Below are 19,463 nucleotides of genomic sequence, written 5' to 3' on the forward strand. Positions count from 1 at the left end.
TCCCTCTCAGTTCCCCGTGCTCTGGTACGAACGCAGTCCGACCCGCCACGCCAGCCCCGAGAGCGCACAGCAGCCCGCCGCCACCAGCGGCGGGGCGAAGGCGGCCCAGGACGGCAGGTCGAGCGGATAGGGCCGCCCCAGCACGTACAGCGCGGGCAGCCAGTTGACGAAGGCGAGCGGCAGCACGAACGTCACCCCGCGCAGCAAGTCCTTCGCGAACACCGTGGGCGGGTACTGCAACAGCGTCTGCCCGCCGTACGTGAAGGAGTTCTGCACCTCGGAGGCGTCCTGCGCGACGAACTGGAACGCCGCGCCCGCCACGAACACCGCGCAGAAGATCCCGGCGCCGCTCGCCAGCGCCAGCGGGACCATCAGCACCTTCAGCGGGGTCCAGGAGACGTCCAGGGCGGCGACGGCGTACCCGAGGACCAGCACGCCCTGGGTGACCCGGCCGAGGCGGCGCAGCCCGAAGCGGTCCGCGGCGACCTGCGCCAGCACCGGCACCGGGCGCACCAGCAGCGTGTCCAGCGTGCCGTCGCGCACCCGCCGCCCCAGCCGGTCCATCGAGCCGAGCGCGAGGTCGGCGAGACCGAAGGCGGTCGCGGACAGGCCGTACAGGAACGCGACCTCCGGCAGGCTGTAGCCGCCGAGCGTGTCGATCCGCGAGAACATCAGCATGATCGCGACGAAGTCCAGCGCGGTGCCGGCGAAGTTGCCGAGCGTGGTCATCGCGAAGGAGGCGCGGTAGGCCATGGTGGAGCGGATCCACATGGCGGTGATCAGACGGTAGGCGCGCAGACCCTCGCGCACCCGGCCGTAGGCCTCCGCGCGCGCCGGGCCGTACGGCTCCGTGCCCCTGGACGTGGTGTCAGCCACGCTGGACTCAGCCACCCTGGACTCAGCCACCCTGGACCACCACCCGCCGGGTCGCCGCCGACTGCACCAGCCGCCCCACGGCCAGCAGCACCACCGCCCACGCGCCCTGGAAGGCGTACGTCGACAGGGGGTCCGCCGTGCCGAGCAGCACGTCCAGAGGGGCCTGGAGCAGCGCCGACCAGGGCAGCACGCGGACGATCTCGCCGAGCGCGCCGGGGAAGACGTTCAGCGGCAGCAGCATGCCCGAGCAGAAGACCGCCAGCAGCCAGGACAGCTGGGCCACCCCCGCCCCGTCCAGCAGCCAGAACGCGCAGAGCGCCACGACGAACCGGACCGCGAAGCTCACCACCACCCCGAACCCGACCGCGACCAGGAAGGCCAGCCAGGTCAGCGGGCTCGTGGGCAGCGCGAGCGGGAACAGCAGCGCGCCCACCACCAGCGGCACCACGCCCCGGCCGAGCAGGTGGAACAGCGCCCGCCCCGCGTCCGCGGACAGCCACCACAGCTGGAGGTCGGCGGGCCGGTACAGGTCGATCGCGATGTCACCGGTGCGGATGCGCTCGATCAGCTCGTCCTCGAAGCCACCGCCCATCGCCGAGACCGTCATCAGCAGCGCCTGCCCCGTCCACACGTACGTCAGCGCCTGACCCTCGTCGTAACCCCCCAGGTGCGGCCGTTCGTGCCACAGGGCCATATAGGTGTATGCCAAGATCAATCCGAAGACTGTGTTGGTGAACACCCCCGCCGCGGTCGCGGTCCGGTAGGTCGCGTACCTCCGGAAACCACCGGCGGCTACAGCGGCGTACAACCGCCCTGCCCCCACGGGAGTCCTCCCTTCGACGCGTTCCGGGCGAAGCGCAGGAGCCTAGCGCGCGGACGAAGTGGTGTACCACACGTTTTCCCGCGCGGAACGTCCCTCGTGCCGGGAACTGGAACGCAAGGTGCGACAGTCTTCATCAGGGGATGCAGATGGCGTACGAGGACGTACGGGAACGTACGACGCGAAACGGGAGTCCGGCACCACGATGAGCGACGAGCCACAGCCGCAGAAGAGCAGCCAGGTCGTGGCGACCGGAGAACCGCGGACGGCACCTGTCGCCGCGCTCCCCGGCGGCGGCCCCAAGCGGCCGAAGCGCACGGGATGGCGCCGGCTGGTCCCCACCTGGAAGACGGTGCTCGGCACCCTCGTGGTGGGCCTGCTGCTCCTGGTGGGACTGTTCGCCCTCGGCTACTACACGGTCAAGATCCCGGCGGCGAACGCGGCGGCCACCAAGCAGAGCAACGTCTACCTGTACGCGGACGGCAGCGAGCTGGCCCGCGACGGCACCGTCAACCGTGAGAACGTCAAGCTCGCGCAGATCTCCAAGGCCGCCCAGCACGCCGCGCTCGCCGCCGAGGACCGCGACTTCTACACCGAGTCCGCCGTCGATCCCAAGGCGATGGTCCGCGCGGCCTGGAACACCGCCACCGGCAAGGGCAAGCAGTCCGGCTCGACGATCACCCAGCAGTACGTGAAGAACTACTACCTGGAGCAGCAGCAGACCGTCACCCGCAAGGTGAAGGAGTTCTTCATCGCGATCAAGCTGGACCGCGAGAAGAGCAAGGACAGCATCCTCGAGGGCTACCTCAACACGAGCTACTTCGGCCGCAACGCCTACGGCATCCAGGCCGCCGCCCAGGCCTACTACGGCGTGGACGCCAAGGACCTCGACGCCGGCCAGGCCGCCTACCTCGCCGCCCTGCTCAACGCACCCAGCGAGTACGACGTGATCGCGCACCCCGAGAACAAGGGCGCGGCGCTGGCCCGCTGGAACTACGTCCTCGACGGCATGGTCAAGAAGAACTGGCTGAGCGCCGCGGAACGCGGAAAGGTCACCTTCCCCACGCCCCGCCAGCAGGTCCACGCCTCCGGCATGTCCGGGCAGCGCGGCTACCTGGTCGAGGCGATCAAGGACTACCTCACCGGCAACAAGATCATCGACGAGGACACCCTGGGCCGCGGCGGCTACCGCATCACCACCACGCTGGAGAAGTCCAAGCAGGACGCGTTCGTCAAGGCCGTCAACGACCAGGTGATGAGCAAGCTCGACAAGAAGAACAACAAGGTCGACCGGTACGTCCGCGCAGGCGGCGCCGCCATCGACCCGGCCACCGGCAAGGTCCTCGCGATGTACGGCGGCATCGACTACACCAAGCAGTACGTCAACAACGCGACCCGCCGCGACTACCAGGTCGGCTCCACGTTCAAGCCGTTCGTGTTCACCTCGGCGGTGCAGAACGGCTCCCGCACCCAGGACGGCGTCACCATCACCCCGAACACGGTGTACGACGGCACCGACAAGCGGCCCGTGCAGGGCTGGTCCGGCGGGGCGTACGCGCCGGAGAACGAGGACAACGTCTCCTACGGCCCGATCACCGTCCGCAAGGCCACGGACAAGTCCGTGAACGCCGTGTACGCGCAGATGGCGGTGGACGTCGGCCCGTCCAGGGTCAAGCAGACCGCGATCGACCTGGGCGTGCCCGCGAAGACGCCCGACCTGCAGCCGTACCCGTCGATCGCGCTCGGCACGGCCACCGCGAGCGTCCTGGACATGACGCAGGCGTACGCGACGCTCGCCAACCACGGCAAGCACGGCTCGTACACGCTGGTCGAGAAGGTCACCAACGGCACGCAGAACATCGCGCTGCCGCAGCAGTCCACGAAGCAGGCGGTCAGCCGGGAGGCGGCGGACACCACCACGTCGGTCCTGCAGAGCGTGGTCGACAACGGCACCGCGACCGCCGCACAGGGCGCCGGCCGACCCGCCGCCGGCAAGACCGGCACCGCGGAGGAGGACCAGGCGGCCTGGTTCGCGGGCTACACCCCGCAGCTGGCCACCGTGGTCGCGGTGATGGGCCAGGACCCGGACACCGGCAAGCACAAGTCGCTCTACGGCGCGATGGGCCTGCCCCGTATCAACGGCGGCGGCGCGCCCGCGCAGATCTGGGCGCAGTTCACCAAGGACGCGCTGCAAGGGCAGCCGGTGAAGGACTTCGACCTGCAACTCCAGGCGGGCGCGGACCAGACGCTGGAGCCCCCGAGCACCGGGCCGACGGACCAGCAGCCCGGCACCACGGGCGACCAGTCGAACGGCGGCACGACGGGCGACCAGTCCACCACCCCGGGCCAGGACCAGGGCCAGACCCAGGGCCAGACGACGGGCGGGACCCCGGGCACGGGCGGTACGACGACGGGCGGCACACCCGGCACCGGAGGCACGACGACCGGCGGCGGCGCGACGGGGACGGGCGGCACCACGGGCGACGGCGGCACGACCGGCACCGGAGGCACCACCGGCGACGGCGGCACGACCGGCACCGGAGGCACGACGGGCTCGGGCGGCGCAACCGGCACCGGCGGGACCACCGGGGACGGCGGCACGACGGGGAGCGGCGGGACGACGACCGGGGCGGGGCGCTGAGCACACAGGGCTGGAGGCCGTAGCGGCAGGGTCCTCGCCGTACGAGACGGCCCGCACCGGATCAGAAGTCAGACCGGTGCGGGCCGTTCGCATGCGTGGGAGGCGGGACGGTCAGAGGCCCAGATCCTTGATGATCTTCGCCACGTGGCCCGTCGCCTTCACGTTGTACAGGGCGCGCTCGACCTTGCCGTCCTCGTCCACGATCACCGTGGAGCGGATGACGCCGACGACCGTCTTGCCGTACAGCTTCTTCTCGCCGAAGGCGCCGTACGCCTCCAGTACCTTCTTGTCGGGGTCGGCGAGGAGGGTGACCTTCAGGGACTCCTTCTCGCGGAACTTCGCGAGCTTCTCCGGCTTGTCCGGGGAGATGCCGATGACCTCGTAGCCGGCGCCCGCCAGCAGCTGGAGGTTGTCCGTGAAGTCGCACGCCTGCTTGGTGCAGCCGGGGGTGAGCGCCGCCGGGTAGAAGTACACGATGACCTTGCGGCCCTTGTGGTCGGCCAGGGAGACCTCGTTGCCGTCGGCGTCCGGCAGGGTGAAGGCGGGGGCGGTGTCGCCGGGCTGGAGTCGCTCGCTCATCGGTACCTCACGGGGCAAGGGGCGGATCACGCCGATCACGCGGTCAGCGGTTTACCCGACGAGCCTAATCTCCTTCGGGCCCTCCACGGGGGTGCCGATGGGTGCCTTCGGCATGAAGCTGACAGACTGTCCAGCACAGAATCAGGAAATTGCGCGGAACACGTCGCACACGACCACGGAGGAAGCGCGGTGACGGACACGTCGAGCACACCGGACACCAGGACTCCGGCCGAGATCGAGGCGGACATCAAGCGCCGCCGCGAAACGCTGGCCGAGACGCTCGACGAGATCGGCGTCCGGGTGCACCCGAAGACGATCGTCGGGGACGCCAAGGCCAAGGTCATCTCCAACATCGACCACACGTTCGGGCGGGCCTATGTGGGCGTCAACCGGGTCGTCAGCGACGTCAAGGGCCAGTTGGTCACCGAGGAGGGCGCGCCGCGGCTGGAGCGCATCGTGCCCGTGGCGCTGGTCGTGGTCGGCGTCGTGGGACTGTTCGCGCTGGGCTCCCGGCGGCGCAGGGCCTGACCCGGCCGCGCGCGAAGCCGACGAAGGCAGGTAGGTTCAGGGCGTGAGCGAGAAGACCCACCACGACAAGTTGCCCATCCGGATGCTGCACGACCGTGTGCTGGTGCGGCAGGAGACCGGCGAGGGCGAGCGCCGCTCCGGCGGCGGCATCCTCATCCCCGCGACCGCGGCCGTGGGCCGGCGCCTCGCCTGGGCCGAGGTGGTCGCGGTCGGGCAGAACGTACGGACCGTGGAGCCGGGCGACCGGGTCCTGTTCGACCCGGAGGACCGGGCCGAGGTGGAGGTGCGCGGCATCGCGTACGTCCTGATGCGCGAACGCGACCTGCACGCCGTGGCGGCGGACCGCTTCGAGGGGGCGGAGGACTCCACGGGGCTGTACCTGTAGATCAACGGCGTTCACCCGAAAGGGGCTGGTGACCATCGTCACCAGCCCCTTTTGCCGTGGCTTTCCGTGACTGTCCGATGAGCGGTTCGTTACTCCGTACGAGATCACGAACGCGTGGTCGAGAACGGAGGGGGCATGGCCACGACGGACAAGTACCAACGGAACACGCTCGCGGAGGCAGTCGCCGAGTCCCATACCTGGAATGACCTCATGCGCCGTCTGGGGCTCAAGCCGAGCGGCGGACAGCGGCGCGTGCTGCAGCGGCAAGTCGCCGCCCATGGGATTGACACCGCCCACTTCAAGCAGCGGAGCCCCTGGCGCAGATATCCGGACGCCGCGATCGCCGCAGCGGCGGCATCGTCCACAACGTTGCGTGAGGTCGCATTGAAACTCGGGGCCACACCGGCAACCGGAACCCTCGCGCACATCCGACGCCGTATCGCCGCTGCGGGGATCGACATCAGCCACTTCCCAGGCATCGACCGCGCGCATCCGGACCTGCCGTTCACCGACGAGGAACTGCGGGCAGCGGCCGCATCCGTCCACAGCCTGCGGGGAGCGGCCGCGGTTCTGGGAGTCCCCGACGACAGCCGGTCACGCAGCGTACTAGGGCGCATGTTCCGAGAGCGGGGCATTGACACGTCCCACTTCAGGAACGCCCGCTTGGCGATCCCTGAGCAGGAGCTGCGCTTGGCGGTACCCGCAGCCACGAGCTACGCCGATCTCATGCGCGCCCTGAAACTCGACGTGAACGACACGAATCACAGACGCATCCGCCGTAAGGTCGCCGAGCTCGGCCTGGACACAAGCCACTTCACTCGACGCCCCTGGGGCTCAGTGCAGACAAGCCCGCGCACGGCCATGAGGGAGAAGGTACTTGTGGTCCTTCCGCCCGGATCCGCGCGTCCGAACCGGGCACGGCTGCATGCGGCCTTGCAAGATTCAGGGATTCCCTGTCAGTGCGCCACCTGCGGAAACCCGGGCCAGTGGCTGGGGCAACCGATCACACTCCAGATCGACCATATCAACGGTGACTGGCTGGACAATCGCGTCGAGAACCTGAGGTATCTGTGCCCGAACTGCCATGCTCTGACAGCCACATGGTGTCGCCGGAAAGTCGGGCGCCGTACAAAGCATCCGGACCCACCCGTACACTGAGCAACGCGAAACGACACAGGAAGATAAAGTGTCCGTTTTATCGCGGTCGTGGCGAAATGGCAGACGCGCGGGCCTTAGGAGCCCGTGGGAGAAATCCCGTGTGGGTTCGAGTCCCACCGACCGCACACAGACGTGGCATGACGAAAGGCCCGGTCCGGGCAAGGGACCGGGCCTTTCGCGCAGCCTGTGTCAGCCCAGCAGTTCCCGCACCACCGGTACCAGCGCGCGGAACGCCTTGCCGCGGTGGCTGATCGCGTTCTTCTCCTCGGGGGTCAGTTCGGCGCAGGTGCGGCTCTCGCCCTCCGGCTGGAGGATCGGGTCGTAGCCGAAGCCGTTCGTGCCGGTGGGCTCGTGGCGGAGGGTGCCGCGGAGTTGGCCCTCGACCACCCGTTCCGTGCCGTCGGGGAGGGCCAGGGCGGCCGCGCAGGCGAAGTGGGCGCCGCGGTGGATGTCGTCGATGTCCGCGAGCTGGGCCAGCAGCAGGTCCAGGTTCGCCTTGTCGTCGCCGTGCCGGCCCGCCCAGCGCGCGGAGAAGATGCCGGGCGCGCCGCCCAGGACGTCGACACACAGGCCGGAGTCGTCCGCGACCGCGGGCAGTCCCGTGGCCTCGGCCAGGGCGTGGGCCTTGAGGAGGGCGTTCTCGGCGAAGGTGACGCCGGTCTCCCTGACGTCGGGGATGTCGGGGTAGGCGTCGGCTCCGACCAGGTCGTGCGGGAGGCCCGCTTCGGCGAGGATCGCCCGGAGTTCGGTGATCTTTCCGGCGTTGCGTGTGGCGAGGATCAGGCGGGTCATGGGACCAGTATCCGTGGGCGGTCCGTGGCCGCGGCGCCCGCCTGCGGGCTAGGACGAGGTGCAGACCTTCGTCAGTTCGCCCGCCGCGTTCGTCACCGGCGCCACGTCGGGGGTCTTGTCGCCGTTCTTCATCGCGTCCCGGACGCCCGTGACCGCCTTGCGCAGGTCATCGACCGCCTTGTTGACGTCGACGTCGTCCGTCCTGTCGCCGATCTTGTCGAGGTTCTTCTCGATGGAGTCGAGGGCCTCGTCCGTCTGCGTCGGGTCGTTCGCCGCGTTCTCGACGGCCTGCTGGAGGCCGGTGACGCTGTCGGCTATGGCGTCGGCTGTCTGGACGCAGTCGATGGCCTTGTTCACGGCGTCGCAGCCCGCGCTCGCGCCGACGGCGGCGAGGACGGCGACGGCCGCGAGGGCGGCGGTGGCGATGCGTCGGCGGTGGCGCGCGGCCATGGAGCGGTTCCCTCTCCGTGGGTGGTGACGGTGGGGCGCGCGGTGTCGTCCGTGCGCCCCACCGGGGTCACTCCTGAAAACGCCGGATCGCGCTACGCGGTTGCCTCCAACGCCGCCCGCTGGATCGCCGTGAGCTGTTCGCAGCCCGCCATCGCGAGGTCGAGGAGGGCGTTCAGTTCTCCGCGGTCGAAGGGTGTCGCCTCCGCCGTGCCCTGGACCTCGACGAAGCGGCCGTCGCCGGTGCAGACGACGTTCATGTCTGTCTCCGCGCGGACGTCCTCCTCGTAGCAGAGGTCGAGGAGCGGCACGCCGGCCACGATGCCCACGGAGACGGCCGAGACGGTGCCGGTCAGCGGCTGCCGGGTGGCCTTGATGAGCTTCCTGCGCTGCGCCCAGGCGACGGCGTCGGCGAGTGCCACGTATGCGCCGGTGATCGCGGCGGTGCGGGTGCCGCCGTCGGCCTGGAGGACGTCGCAGTCGAGGACGACGGTGTTCTCGCCGAGTGACTTGGTGTCGACGACGGCGCGCAGGGAGCGGCCGATGAGGCGGCTGATCTCGTGCGTACGGCCGCCGATCCTGCCCTTGACCGACTCGCGGTCGCCGCGGGTGTTGGTGGAGCGGGGCAGCATGGCGTACTCCGCGGTGACCCAGCCCTCTCCGCTGCCCTTGCGCCAGCGCGGCACGCCTTCGGTGAGGGAGGCGGTGCAGAGGACCTTCGTGTCGCCGAAGGAGACGAGGACGGAGCCCTCGGCGTGCTTGCTCCAGCCGCGCTCGATGGTGACCGGGCGGAGCTGTTCGGGGGTGCGGCCGTCGATTCGAGACATGGCGCCGAGCCTATCCGCAACTGCGTCAGGGGCTTCTCCCACGGTGGGAGAAGCCCCTGGCCATCTGCGTCCGCGTACTGGTGTGTGAGCCGGCGGGCTCACATCATGTCTTCGATCTCCGCGGCGATCGGGTCGGCGTCGGTGCCGATGACGACCTGGATGGCGGTGCCCATCTTGACAACGCCGTGCGCGCCGGCGGCCTTCAGGGCGGCCTCGTCGACCAGCGAGGCGTCGTGGACCTCGGTGCGGAGCCGGGTGATGCAGCCCTCGATCTCGTCGATGTTGTCGATGCCGCCGAGCCCGGCAACGATCTTCTCAGCCTTGCTGGCCATGTCCTTACTCCCTGAGCCGAACCGCTGTGTCGAAAGCTGGTCTACACCACCCCGGGAACGCCCGCAAAGCGCCGGGCCAGAAGACAGCGCCCGGCTACGTGGCCTTTATCACGAGTGCGGCATTTGCTCCCCGTCTGTCCGAGGCCACAGAATTCATGGGTTCCTTATCCCGCCTTCACCGTGCTACAACAGGTCTACACCACAGGTGGTGTAGACCACACGGGGCTGTTTCCCCCGTTCCACTCCCCCTTCCCGTCCCCCGGCAGCCCCGGCACATGGAGGAAGTATGAGCACCGCCACCGAGACAACGGCGGCCCCCGCGAAGAAGCGGGGTTCCGGTCTGTTCCAGGGCCTGCAGAAGGTCGGCCGCAGCCTGCAGCTCCCGATCGCCGTACTGCCGGCGGCGGGCATCCTGCTCCGGCTGGGGCAGCCCGACGTGTTCGGTGACGACGGACTCGGCTGGCACAAGGTCGCCTCCGTCTTCGCGACCGCGGGCGGAGCCGTGTTCGACAACCTGCCCCTGCTCTTCTGCGTCGGCGTCGCCATCGGCTTCGCCAAGAAGTCGGACGGCTCCACCGCGCTCGCGGCCCTGGTCGGCTTCCTCGTCTACAGCAACGTCCTCAAGGCGTTCCCGCTGTCCGAGCAGCACATCGAGAACGGCAAGATAGTCGAGGCGACGTACAACAACCCGGGCGTCCTCGGCGGCATCCTCCTGGGTCTGCTGTCCGCTGTGCTGTGGCAGCGGTTCCACCGCACCAAGCTGGTGGACTGGCTCGGCTTCTTCAACGGCCGCCGGCTCGTCCCGATCATCATGGCGTTCGTCGGCACGGTCTTCGGCGTCTTCTTCGGCCTGGTCTGGGAGCCGATCGGCAACGGCATCTCCGACGTCGGCAAGTGGATCACCGGTCTCGGCGCCGTGGGCGCGGGTCTGTTCGGCCTGATCAACCGCGCGCTCATCCCGGTCGGCATGCACCAGTTCGTGAACGCCGTCTCCTGGTTCCAGATCGGCGACTACAAGAACTCCGCGGGCGTCATCGTGCACGGCGACCTGAACCGCTTCTTCGCCGGTGACCCGACCGCCGGACAGTTCATGTCGGGCTTCTTCCCGATCATGATGTTCGGTCTGCCGGCCGCCGCGCTCGCCATCGCGCACACCGCCCGCCCCGAGCGCCGCAAGGCCGTCATGGGCCTGATGCTCTCGGTCGCGCTGACGTCCTTCGTCACCGGTGTCACCGAGCCCATCGAGTTCTCGTTCATGTTCATCGCCCCGGTGCTGTACGGGATCCACGCGGTCCTCACCGCGCTGTCCATGGCGATCACCTGGGCGCTCGGCGTCCACGCCGGTTTCACGTTCTCGGCCGGTGCGATCGACTACCTGCTGAACTGGAACCTCGCCACCAAGCCCTGGCTGATCATCCCGATCGGCCTGGTGTTCGGAGCGATCTACTACTTCGTCTTCCGGTTCGCCATCGTCAAGTTCAACCTCACCACCCCGGGCCGGGAGCCCGAGGAGGAGGTCGAGGACCTGACGAAGGCGTAACAGCCCCGGACGCGGGAGGGCCCCGGAACCTCGACGGTTCCGGGGCCTTCGTGCGTCTGCGTACGCAGGTCGGGTCGTTCGGGGCCTCTGGTGTGGCGTTCGAGCTCTTCGGACGGACGGGTCAGATCTCGTACGTCGTCCGTGGCGCCGCCAGTTCGACCGGCCCCGGGTAGACCGCGCGGGCGTCCGTCAGGTTGACCTGGGGGTCCGTCCACGGCGGGATGTGGGTGAGGACGAGGCGGCGGGCCCGGGCGCGGGTGGCGGTCTCGCCCGCCTCACGGCCGTTCAGGTGGAGGTTCGGAATGTCCTCCTTGCCGTGGGTGAACGCGGCCTCGCACAGGAACAGGTCGGCGTCGCGCGCGAGTTCGTCCAGCGCCTCGCTCACACCGGTGTCGCCCGAGTAGGTGAGCGAGCTGCCGCCGTGCTCGATCCGGATGCCGTACGCCTCCACCGGGTGGCGTACGCGTTCCGTGTGCACGGTGAACGGGCCGATCTCGAACGTGCCCGGTTTGACCGTGTGGAAGTCGAAGACCTCGCTCATCGAGGAGGCCGAGGGCGTGTCGCCGTAGGCGGTGGTCAGGCGCTGTTCGGTGCCCTCAGGGCCGTAGACCGGGATGGGGGCGCAGCGGCCGCCGTCGTGCCGGTAGTAGCGCGCGACGAAGTACGCGAGCATGTCGATGCAGTGGTCGGCATGCAGGTGGCTCAGGAAGATGGCGTCAAGGTCGTAGAGACCGCAGTGGCGCTGCAACTCGCCCAGGGCGCCGTTGCCCATGTCGAGCAGCAGCCGGAAGCCGTCGGCCTCGACGAGGTAGCTCGAGCAGGCCGATTCCGCGGACGGAAACGACCCCGAGCAGCCGACGACGGTGAGCTTCATAGAGCTGGAACCTCCGTGGCGGGACGTGCGCAAGGCAGGGGCGGGGAACGGTGACGGGGGTCGTGCGGTCCGTCGAGCGTAAGGCGCAAAAGGGCGGGTCGCTCCTCCGCCAGGGGCCGTTGTGGGGGAACTCACCTGTGGTGTCACCGGTTCGGCTGGAACAAGGGCGCGCGCGGCGCACGATACGGCGCACTTGAGTTGCAGAAGGCGGGCAGTGAGGCCAACGCGCCGGTACCGTCATCCATATGGACACGTCGTGGTGGCTCGCGCTGGCGGCAGTGGTGCTGCTCGCGCTGGTCGCGACGCTGGTGGACGGATGGGGGCGCGGGCGGCGTCACCGTGCCGCGGCCGCGCGTCCGCCGGGGCGTGCCCGGGTGCATCCGCGGCCGGCCGAGATCTGGTGGGCGAGCGTGCCCCACGGGGACCGGCCTGGCGGCAAGGAGCGGCCGTGCCTGGTGCTGACGGTGCGCGGGGACAGCGCGACGGTCGCGCGGATCACCAGCCGGTACCACGACGGGCGGACGGGCGTGATCCCGCTCCCGCCGGGATCGGTCGGCGACGCCCAGGGGAGGCCCAGCTTCCTGGAGACGGACGAGCTGCGGGACGTGCCGCTGTGGGACTTCCGGCGCCGGGTGGGGGTGGTGGACCCCGCGCTGTGGGACCAGGTGCGGTACCTGGCCGGGTGAGCGTGTTCATGGCGGGCCTCATGGCTTGGTCACCGTGACCGTGACGGTCCACCGCTGGATGCCCAGGCACGACGTCTGGCCGGGGTGCTTGGCGCACAGCGGGCGGGTGGCGCTCAGCTGTGCGGTGCCGGGCGCGACGGCGTCGAAGGCGGCCACGGCGTCGCCCGGCTGAACGACGAATCCGGCGTTGGCGGCCTTCAGCGCCGCGCCGGTGGCGGTGACGGGGGTCCAGGGGCGGTCCTTGGTGCCGTCCAGGGTGAGGCGGATCTGTCCGCCGGTGCTCAGGCACACGGTGCGGCCGCTGTCGGCGGCGGTGAGCTGGACGTGAGGGGTGCAGCCGGTGGGAGTGGCCGTGGGGGCCGCCGCCCCGGAGGAGGGCGCCGAGGGGGAGGCCGGGGACGCGGATCCGGACTCGGGCACCGACGGGGACGCCGGTCCCGAGGCCGACCCGGACACCGACGGGGACGGCGACACCGCGCCGCTGCCGGCCGCTCCCGGCCCACTGTGCGCCCCGCAGCCCGTGAGGAGGAGCGCCGCTGCCGCGACGGCGATGACAGTGGTCCGCTGAGCGGTGGTACGGCGCATGAGGGCCGCCTCTCGTTACTCGTGCCCGTGTGTGCCGGTGTGACGTTTCTCCAGCGCATCAGGATCCCCACGCGCTCGCAAACGGGCCCCGGCCCACACGCCCGGCCGGGGCCCCTTCGCGCACAGGTGCGTCAGCTCGTCGTCAGGGCGGTGTCGTCGATGACGAAGCTGGTCTGCAGCGAGGAGTCCTCCACGCCGCTGAACTTCAGGGTGACCGTGGACCCCGCGAACGAGGACAGGTCGAAGGACTTCTGGGTGTAACCGGAGGCCGCGTTGACGTTCGAGTACGTCGCCAGCGTGGTCGACCCGGCGGTCACCGTCAGCTTGTCGTACGCGGTGCTGCCGGTCTCCGCGGTGTCGATGTGCAGGTAGAAGGTGAGGGTGGCCTTGCAGCCGGACGGGATGGTCACCGACTGGGACAGCGTGTCGGTGTGCGAGGAGCCGTATCCGTCGAGCCAGGCGTAGTAGGAGCCGCTGTGCGCCGCCTCACCGCTGCCGTTGGTGATCACGCCGCTGGAGGCGCTCCAGGTGGTGTTGCCCGACTCGAAGCCCGGGTTCCCGAGCAGCTGCGCCGAGGAGCAGGTGCCGCCGGAGGAGCCGACCGTCCAGGTGAAGGAGGTGGAGCCGGAGGCGCCGGTTGCGTCCTTGGCGGTGACGGTCACGCTGTAGGTGCCCGCGGTGGAGGCGGTGCCGGAGATCAGGCCGGTCGAGCTGTTGATCGACAGGCCGGTGGGCAGTCCGGTGGCGCTGTAGGTGAGGGTGGCGCCCGCGCTGTCCGTCGCCTTGATCTGCAGGCTGGCCGAGCTGCCGGTCGTGGTGGACTGGTTGCCCGGGTTGGTGACGGTCACCGTGTTGCCGGTGCTGCTGCCGGAGGAGAAGGCGGTCGTGCCGTGGGGGGTGCCCCAGCCGGTCGGGCCGTCGTAGCCGGTGCCCGCGGTGCAGAAGTACGAGGTCGAGCAGGAGCCGTTGCTGCCGCTGGTGACGTCGTACAGGTTGCTGGTGTGCGAGTAGGGGTACCTCGCCGGGTAGTCGCTGGAGCCCGGGGTGCCCGCGAGGGCGTAGACGCCGGCGATGATCGGGGCGGAGGCGCTGGTGCCGCCGTAGACCGCCCAGCCGGAGCCGCCGTAGGTGTCGTAGACCGCGACGCCGGTGGCCGGGTCGGCGACCGCCGAGACGTCGGCCTCCATGCGCTTGGAGCAGCCGGTGTCGGTCTGCCAGCTCGGCTTCGGGTCGTAGGCGGAGCAGCCGGAGCCGGTGCCCTCGGTGGAGCTGGTGTGCCAGACGCTCTCGCTCCAGCCACGGGAGTTGGAGGCGGTGGTCAGCGCGGTGCCGCCGACGGCGGTGACGTACTGGGAGGTCGCCGGGTACTCGGCGCCGTAGGCGGAGTCGCCCGCGGAGACCGTGATCGCGACGCCCGGGTGCTTGAAGTAGGAGGTGTCCTCGCTGGTCTGGGAGGAGGACTCGGAGCCGCCCCAGCTGTTGGAGACGAACTTGGCGCCCAGCGAGACGGCCTCGTTCTCGGCGATGCCGAGGTCGGTGTCGTTGGCGGAGTTGGCCTCGACGAGGATGATGCTGCAGTTGGGGCAGACGGCGCTGACCATGTCGACGTCCAGCGCCTCCTCACCGGCCCACCCGGAGTCGTTCGTGGGCAGCGAGGTGGTCGAACCGGTCTGGCTGACCTGCTTGAAGCAGCCGTTGGCCTTGGTGCACGCCGACAGGCCGTAGGTCGAGCGGTAGGTGGCCAGGTCGGACTCGGCGTTGGGGTCGTTGTAGGCGTCGACCACCGCGACGGTCAGGCCGGAGCCGCCGGTCGAGGGCAGGTTGTAGGCGCTGTGCAGGTTGGCGGGGCTCAGGCCGGAGGGCGCCGCGGCGGCGAGGGCCGAGGCCAGCCGCTGCTTGATGTCGGTGCGGCGCTGGGCGAAGCAGGACGCCTGGCCGGGCTTCGCGGTGGCGCACAGGTGCTGGGTCGGGACCTTCTGGCCGGCCTTGCCGGTCGAGTGGACGGTCTGCCGCTGGGGGTCGGTGAGCGCCTTGGCGTTCTGGGACGTGCGCGTGGTGTGCGCGGTGGCGGCGGGCGCGGTCTGCGCGCCCGCGGACGGGGCCGCCAGGAACCCGGCGACGGTGAGGGTGAGGGCCGGAACGGCGGCGGTCAGGAGTCTTCGAAGACTCCGGCGCCGCTTGTCGGGGCGTGACTCACGCATGGGGGTGTTGCCTCCATCGGTCGAGGCCGGCACCGCGCGTGCCTGGGTGGGGCCGTACGCGGAACCACAGCCGGAAGTGGGGATTCGCGAGCCGAGTGCAGGCCGTGACGCGCGTAGCGGCGGTGGGACGCGCGTCATGGGCATGACACTTAGAACACCCTGCGATGCCTATGAGCGCGACATGACAGGACGGGCAGAACGTAGCCCCGTCCGCCCCCGAAAGGCTCCCCCGGGAGAAGATCTTTGCCGCACCGTAGGCAACGCTTAGCCCCCTCATAGGAGGGGGTTGGCGCTTCGATGAGAGGCGGGCCCTGCCAAGGGCTCAGGCCCAGAGCTGGCCCTGGAGCGTCCCGATGGCCTCTTCCGTGGTGGCGGCCGTGTAGACGCCGGTCGACAGGTACTTCCAGCCGCCGTCGGCCACGACGAAGACGATGTCGGCGCTCTCGCCCGCCTTGACGGCCTTCTTGCCGACGCCGATCGCTGCGTGCAGCGCGGCGCCGGTGGAGATGCCCGCGAAGATGCCCTCCTGCTGGAGCAGTTCACGGGTCCGGGTCACCGCGTCCGCCGAGCCGACCGAGAAGCGGCTGGTGAGGACGGAGGCGTCGTACAGCTCCGGCACGAAGCCCTCGTCGAGGTTCCGCAGGCCGTACACCAGGTCGTCATAGCGCGGTTCGGCGGCGACGATCTGCACGTCCGGCTTGTTCTCGCGCAGGTAGCGGCCCACGCCCATGAGGGTGCCGGTGGTGCCGAGCCCGGCCACGAAGTGCGTGATGGACGGCAGGTCGGCGAGGATCTCGGGGCCGGTCGTCGCGTAGTGCGCGCCCGCGTTGTCCGGGTTGCCGTACTGGTAGAGCATCACCCAGTCCGGGTGCTCGGCCGCCAGCTCCTTGGCGACGCGCACGGCCGTGTTGGAGCCGCCCGCCGCCGGGCTGGGGATGATCTCGGCACCCCACATGGCGAGCAGCTCCCGGCGCTCCTGCGAGGTGTTCTCGGGCATCACGCACACCATGCGGTAGCCCTTGAGCTTGGCCGCCATGGCCAGGGAGATGCCGGTGTTGCCCGAGGTGGGTTCGAGGATCGTGCAGCCGGGGGTGAGGCGGCCGTCCTTCTCCGCCTGCTCGATCATGTGCAGCGCGGGGCGGTCCTTGACCGAGCCGGTCGGGTTGCGGTCCTCCAGCTTGGCCCAGATACGGACGTCGGGGGACGGCGACAGCCGCGGCAGGCGCACCAGGGGGGTGTTGCCCACCGCGGCCAGCGGGGAGTCGTAGCGCATCGGTGATCAGCGACCGTCGGGCTCAGGCCATGCCGCCGGCGACGGCCGGCAGGATCGTCACGTTGTCGCCGTCGGCGACCTTGGTGTTGATGCCGTCGAGGAAGCGGACGTCCTCGTCGTTCAGGTAGACGTTCACGAAGCGGCGCAGCTCGCCGCCGTCCACAATGCGGGCCTGGATGCCCGGGTGGCGGGTCTCGAGGTCGGCGAACAGGTCGGCGAGGGTCTCCCCGGAGCCTTCCACCGCCTTCTGGCCGTCGGTGTACTGGCGGAGGATGGTCGGGATGCGGACCTCGATGGCCATGGTTGCGGGCTCCTGTCGGAAGGATGGCTGGCTGGTGGGCGCGCGGCGGCGCGAGGGCGCGGTGGTACGCGGGTCGGGCGCCGCGGCTCACGGCCGTACGGCGGCAGGGACAGCGTCAACAGATGGCGCTGGCGAGCCTGCACAGGTCGACGTGCAGCCGCGCCACGAGCAGTGCGCCCGGCGTCTTGTCGCTCACGTCGTTCAGAACCATGCGCTCATCGTAACGATTCCCCACCCGCCCCTCGGAGTGTGATCTCGCTGTTCGGACAGATTTCATCCGAGGCGCGAGACGGGACGTCTGCCACCGGGATCAGGGGCGGATGACCGTGGGGTCAGTACGACTCCACGATCTTGACCTCTTCCTCCGTGACCTCGCCCTCCACGATCCGGAACGAGCGGAACTGGAAGGGGCCCGCGCCGTCGGTGTCGGCGGTGGAGACCAGGACGTAGTGGGCGCCGGGCTCGTTGGCGTAGGAGATGTCCGTGCGGGACGGGTAGGCCTCGGTCGCGGTGTGGGAGTGGTAGATGACCACCGGGTCCTCGTCGCGGTCGTCCAGCTCGCGGTAGAGCTTGAGCAGGTCGCCGGAGTCGAACTCGTAGAACGTGGGCGAGCGGGCCGCGTTCAGCATCGGGACGAAGCGCTCGGGGCGGTCGGAGCCGGCCGGGCCGGCGACGACGCCGCACGCCTCGTCGGGGTGGTCCTGGCGCGCGTGGGCGACGATCTGGTCGACGAGGGCCTGGGTGATGGTCAGCATGACGGTCAGCATAAGCAGAAGGGCCGTCCCGTACCGAAGGGTGGTACGGGACGGCCCACATGGTGAGCTACGCGTGAGTCGGGAGACTCAGGGGAGACTCAGCGGACCTTCTCCAGCTCCTGCTCGCGGCGCTGGGTGACCTGCGGGTTGCGGGCCTTCAGCACCGCCCAGCCGACGGCCAGGGCGGCCGCCCACACCGCCATCACGTACAGGCAGACGCGGGAGTCGGCGTCGTAGGCGATCAGGCAGGTGACGAAGAGCAGGAACGCGATGGCGATCCAGCTGCACACCGCGCCGCCCGGCGCCGGGAAGGAGGAGGCGGGCAGCCGGCCCGCGTCCACCGCGCGGCGGTAAAGGACGTGGCTGACCAGGATCATCAGCCAGGTCCAGATGCCGGCCGCGGTGGCCACCGAGGTGACGTAGCCGAACGCCTTCTCCGGGACGACGTAGTTGAGGACCACGCCGATGCCCATGAAGGCGACCGAGACCGTGATGCCGAGGGCCGGGGTCTTCGAGGCGGACAGCTTGCTGAAGACGCGGGGCGCCTCGCCGTTGTCCGCCAGGGTGCGCAGCATGCGGCCCGTGGAGTACATGCCCGAGTTGCAGGACGACAGGGCTGCGGTGAGCACCACGAAGTTGACGATGCCCGCCCCGGCCGGGATGCCGATGACCGCGAAAGCCTTCACGAAGGGGCTGACGCCCGCCGCGAACTCGGTCCACTTCACCACGCACAGGATCACGGTGAGGGCGCCGACGTAGAACAGGGCGATGCGCCAGGGCAGGGTGTTGATCGCCTTGGGGAGGGTCTTCTCCGGGTCCTCGGACTCGCCCGCGGTGACACCGACCAGCTCGACGGCGAGGTAGGCGAACATGACGCCCTGCAGGGTCATCAGCGAAGAGCCGATGCCCTTGGGGAAGAAGCCGTCGAACTGCCAGAGGTTGGAGACCGTGGCCGTGTCACCGGCCGCGCTGAAGCCGAAGGTCAGCACGCCGAGACCGATGACGATCATGCCGATGAGCGCGGTGACCTTGACCATCGAGAACCAGAACTCGATCTCGCCGAACAGCTTCACCGAGATCAGGTTGGCCACGAACAGGACCACCAGGAAGACCAGCGCCGTGACCCACTGCGGGATCGACGGGAACCAGTAGTGGACGTAGATCGCGGCGGCCGTCAGCTCGGCCATGCCGGTCACCACCCACATCAGCCAGTACGTCCAGCCGGTGAAGTAGCCGAAGAACGGGCCGAGGAATTCCCGGGAGTACTCCGCGAAGGAACCCGACACCGGGCGGTACAGAAGCAGCTCGCCGAGCGCCCGCATGATGAAGAAGATGATCACGCCGGCGAGGGCGTACATGAGGATCAGGCTGGGCCCGGCCTTGGCGATGTTCGCCCCCGCGCCCAGGAACAGGCCGACGCCGATGGCGCCGCCGATCGCGATCATCTGGACCTGACGGCTGCCGAGCCCGCGCTCGTACCCCTCCTCAGGGGTGTTCTCGTTCTCGACCTGCGCTGAGGTCATGTGTGGTGCGCCTTTCTCCATGCCGACCCGGGCCTCTCGTCGGCCGCGGATCGTCTCGATCCCCCCGGATTGATGGAGCGAGCGGGCACGGGCTTTCCCGGGTCCGCTCATGCCTGGCCGACGGTCGTCGGCTCGGTGGCGCACCCGGCGCGACATGGGTGGTGTTCGCCGGGCGGTCGTGAAGATTTATCACGACCGCAACACTGATCACCTGGACGTCATGTGGCGCAGCACACAGCAAGAAGCGGACAAAGTACGCACGAATGGCGCATACATGGCCGCAATGGTGACGCGATCGTTATCCGGATTTGAGCGTCCGCTGAGCGAACACGAAATCCAC

21 protein-coding genes and 1 tRNA gene are annotated in these 19,463 nt (G+C 69.8%); 7 read left to right on the forward strand and 15 right to left on the reverse strand.

Translation table 11 applies throughout. The features are described from left to right. Positions 1-6: 6 nt before the first annotated feature. Entirely contained in the window at positions 7-876 is an 870-nt protein-coding gene (locus SY2F82_RS04830; RefSeq protein ID WP_374707121.1) for an ABC transporter permease, read from the reverse strand. Positions 877-898: 22 nt separating this feature from the next. Then, entirely contained in the window at positions 899-1,699 is an 801-nt protein-coding gene (locus tag SY2F82_RS04835) for an ABC-2 family transporter protein (protein ID WP_200417635.1), read from the reverse strand. Positions 1,700-1,901: 202 nt separating this feature from the next. Here SY2F82_RS04835 and SY2F82_RS04840 point away from each other — a divergent pair, with 202 nt between their 5' ends. Continuing rightward, entirely contained in the window at positions 1,902-4,337 is a 2,436-nt protein-coding gene (locus SY2F82_RS04840; protein ID WP_200417636.1) for a transglycosylase domain-containing protein, read from the forward strand. A 111-nt stretch (positions 4,338-4,448) separates the two neighbouring features. Here the strand turns inward: SY2F82_RS04840 and bcp are convergent, their stop codons facing one another. Continuing rightward, on the reverse strand, positions 4,449-4,916 hold the full coding sequence (bcp, locus tag SY2F82_RS04845) for a thioredoxin-dependent thiol peroxidase (protein ID WP_200417637.1): 468 nt from the start codon (positions 4,914-4,916) through the stop codon (positions 4,449-4,451). 189 nt (positions 4,917-5,105) lie between these two features. Between bcp and SY2F82_RS04850 the strand changes: the two genes are divergently transcribed. The 4 genes from SY2F82_RS04850 (at position 5,106) to SY2F82_RS04865 (ending at position 7,112) form a co-directional block, all read left to right on the forward strand. Further along, complete coding sequence (locus SY2F82_RS04850; protein ID WP_200417638.1) at positions 5,106-5,444, forward strand: DUF3618 domain-containing protein; 339 nt, start codon at positions 5,106-5,108, stop codon at positions 5,442-5,444. A gap of 43 nt (positions 5,445-5,487) precedes the next feature. Beyond that, a complete protein-coding gene (locus SY2F82_RS04855) occupies positions 5,488-5,829 on the forward strand; it encodes a co-chaperone GroES (protein ID WP_181139332.1) in 342 nt (113 codons plus the stop codon). Positions 5,830-5,964: 135 nt separating this feature from the next. Further along, positions 5,965-6,987 (forward strand): HNH endonuclease, encoded by a 1,023-nt coding sequence (locus SY2F82_RS04860; RefSeq protein ID WP_200417639.1) that lies wholly within the window; start codon positions 5,965-5,967, stop codon positions 6,985-6,987. Between the two features lie 42 nt (positions 6,988-7,029). Then, positions 7,030-7,112: transfer RNA gene (locus SY2F82_RS04865), tRNA-Leu, on the forward strand. 64 nt (positions 7,113-7,176) lie between these two features. Here the strand turns inward: SY2F82_RS04865 and rdgB are convergent. The 4 genes from rdgB to SY2F82_RS04885 form a co-directional block, all read right to left on the reverse strand. Then, positions 7,177-7,779, reverse strand: coding sequence for an RdgB/HAM1 family non-canonical purine NTP pyrophosphatase (rdgB, locus tag SY2F82_RS04870; RefSeq protein ID WP_200417640.1), 603 nt, complete (start codon positions 7,777-7,779; stop codon positions 7,177-7,179). A gap of 48 nt (positions 7,780-7,827) precedes the next feature. Continuing rightward, on the reverse strand, positions 7,828-8,229 hold the full coding sequence (locus SY2F82_RS04875) for a hypothetical protein (protein ID WP_200417641.1): 402 nt from the start codon (positions 8,227-8,229) through the stop codon (positions 7,828-7,830). A gap of 92 nt (positions 8,230-8,321) precedes the next feature. Continuing rightward, positions 8,322-9,053, reverse strand: coding sequence for a ribonuclease PH (rph, locus tag SY2F82_RS04880; protein WP_200417642.1), 732 nt, complete (start codon positions 9,051-9,053; stop codon positions 8,322-8,324). A 98-nt stretch (positions 9,054-9,151) separates the two neighbouring features. Then, a complete protein-coding gene (locus tag SY2F82_RS04885; RefSeq protein ID WP_043440579.1) occupies positions 9,152-9,385 on the reverse strand; it encodes a glucose PTS transporter subunit EIIB in 234 nt (77 codons plus the stop codon). A 286-nt stretch (positions 9,386-9,671) separates the two neighbouring features. On the opposite strand from SY2F82_RS04885, the gene SY2F82_RS04890 reads away from it, so the two are divergent. Then, positions 9,672-10,925: a PTS transporter subunit EIIC gene (locus tag SY2F82_RS04890; protein ID WP_200417643.1), complete on the forward strand. Its 1,254-nt coding sequence runs from the start codon at positions 9,672-9,674 to the stop codon at positions 10,923-10,925. Positions 10,926-11,046: 121 nt separating this feature from the next. On the opposite strand, the gene SY2F82_RS04895 is transcribed toward SY2F82_RS04890, so the two are convergent. Further along, positions 11,047-11,799 (reverse strand): MBL fold metallo-hydrolase, encoded by a 753-nt coding sequence (locus SY2F82_RS04895; RefSeq protein ID WP_200417644.1) that lies wholly within the window; start codon positions 11,797-11,799, stop codon positions 11,047-11,049. Positions 11,800-12,044: 245 nt separating this feature from the next. On the opposite strand from SY2F82_RS04895, the gene SY2F82_RS04900 reads away from it, so the two are divergent. Beyond that, entirely contained in the window at positions 12,045-12,485 is a 441-nt protein-coding gene (locus SY2F82_RS04900) for a type II toxin-antitoxin system PemK/MazF family toxin (RefSeq protein ID WP_200417645.1), read from the forward strand. An 18-nt stretch (positions 12,486-12,503) separates the two neighbouring features. Here SY2F82_RS04900 and SY2F82_RS04905 read toward each other — a convergent pair whose 3' ends face one another. The 7 genes from SY2F82_RS04905 to SY2F82_RS04930 all read right to left on the reverse strand — a co-directional run bounded on the left by SY2F82_RS04905 (position 12,504) and on the right by SY2F82_RS04930 (position 19,123). Beyond that, positions 12,504-13,070, reverse strand: a complete 567-nt coding sequence (locus SY2F82_RS04905) for a hypothetical protein (RefSeq protein WP_200417646.1) — start codon at positions 13,068-13,070, stop codon at positions 12,504-12,506. A 131-nt stretch (positions 13,071-13,201) separates the two neighbouring features. Next, complete coding sequence (locus tag SY2F82_RS04910) at positions 13,202-15,271, reverse strand: putative Ig domain-containing protein (protein ID WP_200417647.1); 2,070 nt, start codon at positions 15,269-15,271, stop codon at positions 13,202-13,204. 322 nt (positions 15,272-15,593) lie between these two features. Next, a complete protein-coding gene (locus SY2F82_RS04915; protein WP_200417648.1) occupies positions 15,594-16,544 on the reverse strand; it encodes a PLP-dependent cysteine synthase family protein in 951 nt (316 codons plus the stop codon). A gap of 22 nt (positions 16,545-16,566) precedes the next feature. After that, the gene (locus SY2F82_RS04920) at positions 16,567-16,845 is read right to left on the reverse strand and encodes a MoaD/ThiS family protein (protein ID WP_200417649.1); all 279 of its coding nucleotides are present in this window, start codon (positions 16,843-16,845) and stop codon (positions 16,567-16,569) included. A gap of 115 nt (positions 16,846-16,960) precedes the next feature. After that, complete coding sequence (locus tag SY2F82_RS39790; RefSeq protein WP_216825713.1) at positions 16,961-17,056, reverse strand: winged helix-turn-helix domain-containing protein; 96 nt, start codon at positions 17,054-17,056, stop codon at positions 16,961-16,963. A gap of 121 nt (positions 17,057-17,177) precedes the next feature. Beyond that, a complete protein-coding gene (locus SY2F82_RS04925; RefSeq protein WP_103845074.1) occupies positions 17,178-17,600 on the reverse strand; it encodes a Mov34/MPN/PAD-1 family protein in 423 nt (140 codons plus the stop codon). 98 nt (positions 17,601-17,698) lie between these two features. Beyond that, a complete protein-coding gene (locus SY2F82_RS04930) occupies positions 17,699-19,123 on the reverse strand; it encodes an amino acid permease (protein ID WP_200417650.1) in 1,425 nt (474 codons plus the stop codon). Positions 19,124-19,463: the final 340 nt, after the last annotated feature.

Source organism: Streptomyces sp. Y2F8-2 (assembly GCF_014905555.1).
Lineage (GTDB): Bacteria > Actinomycetota > Actinomycetes > Streptomycetales > Streptomycetaceae > Streptomyces > Streptomyces cynarae.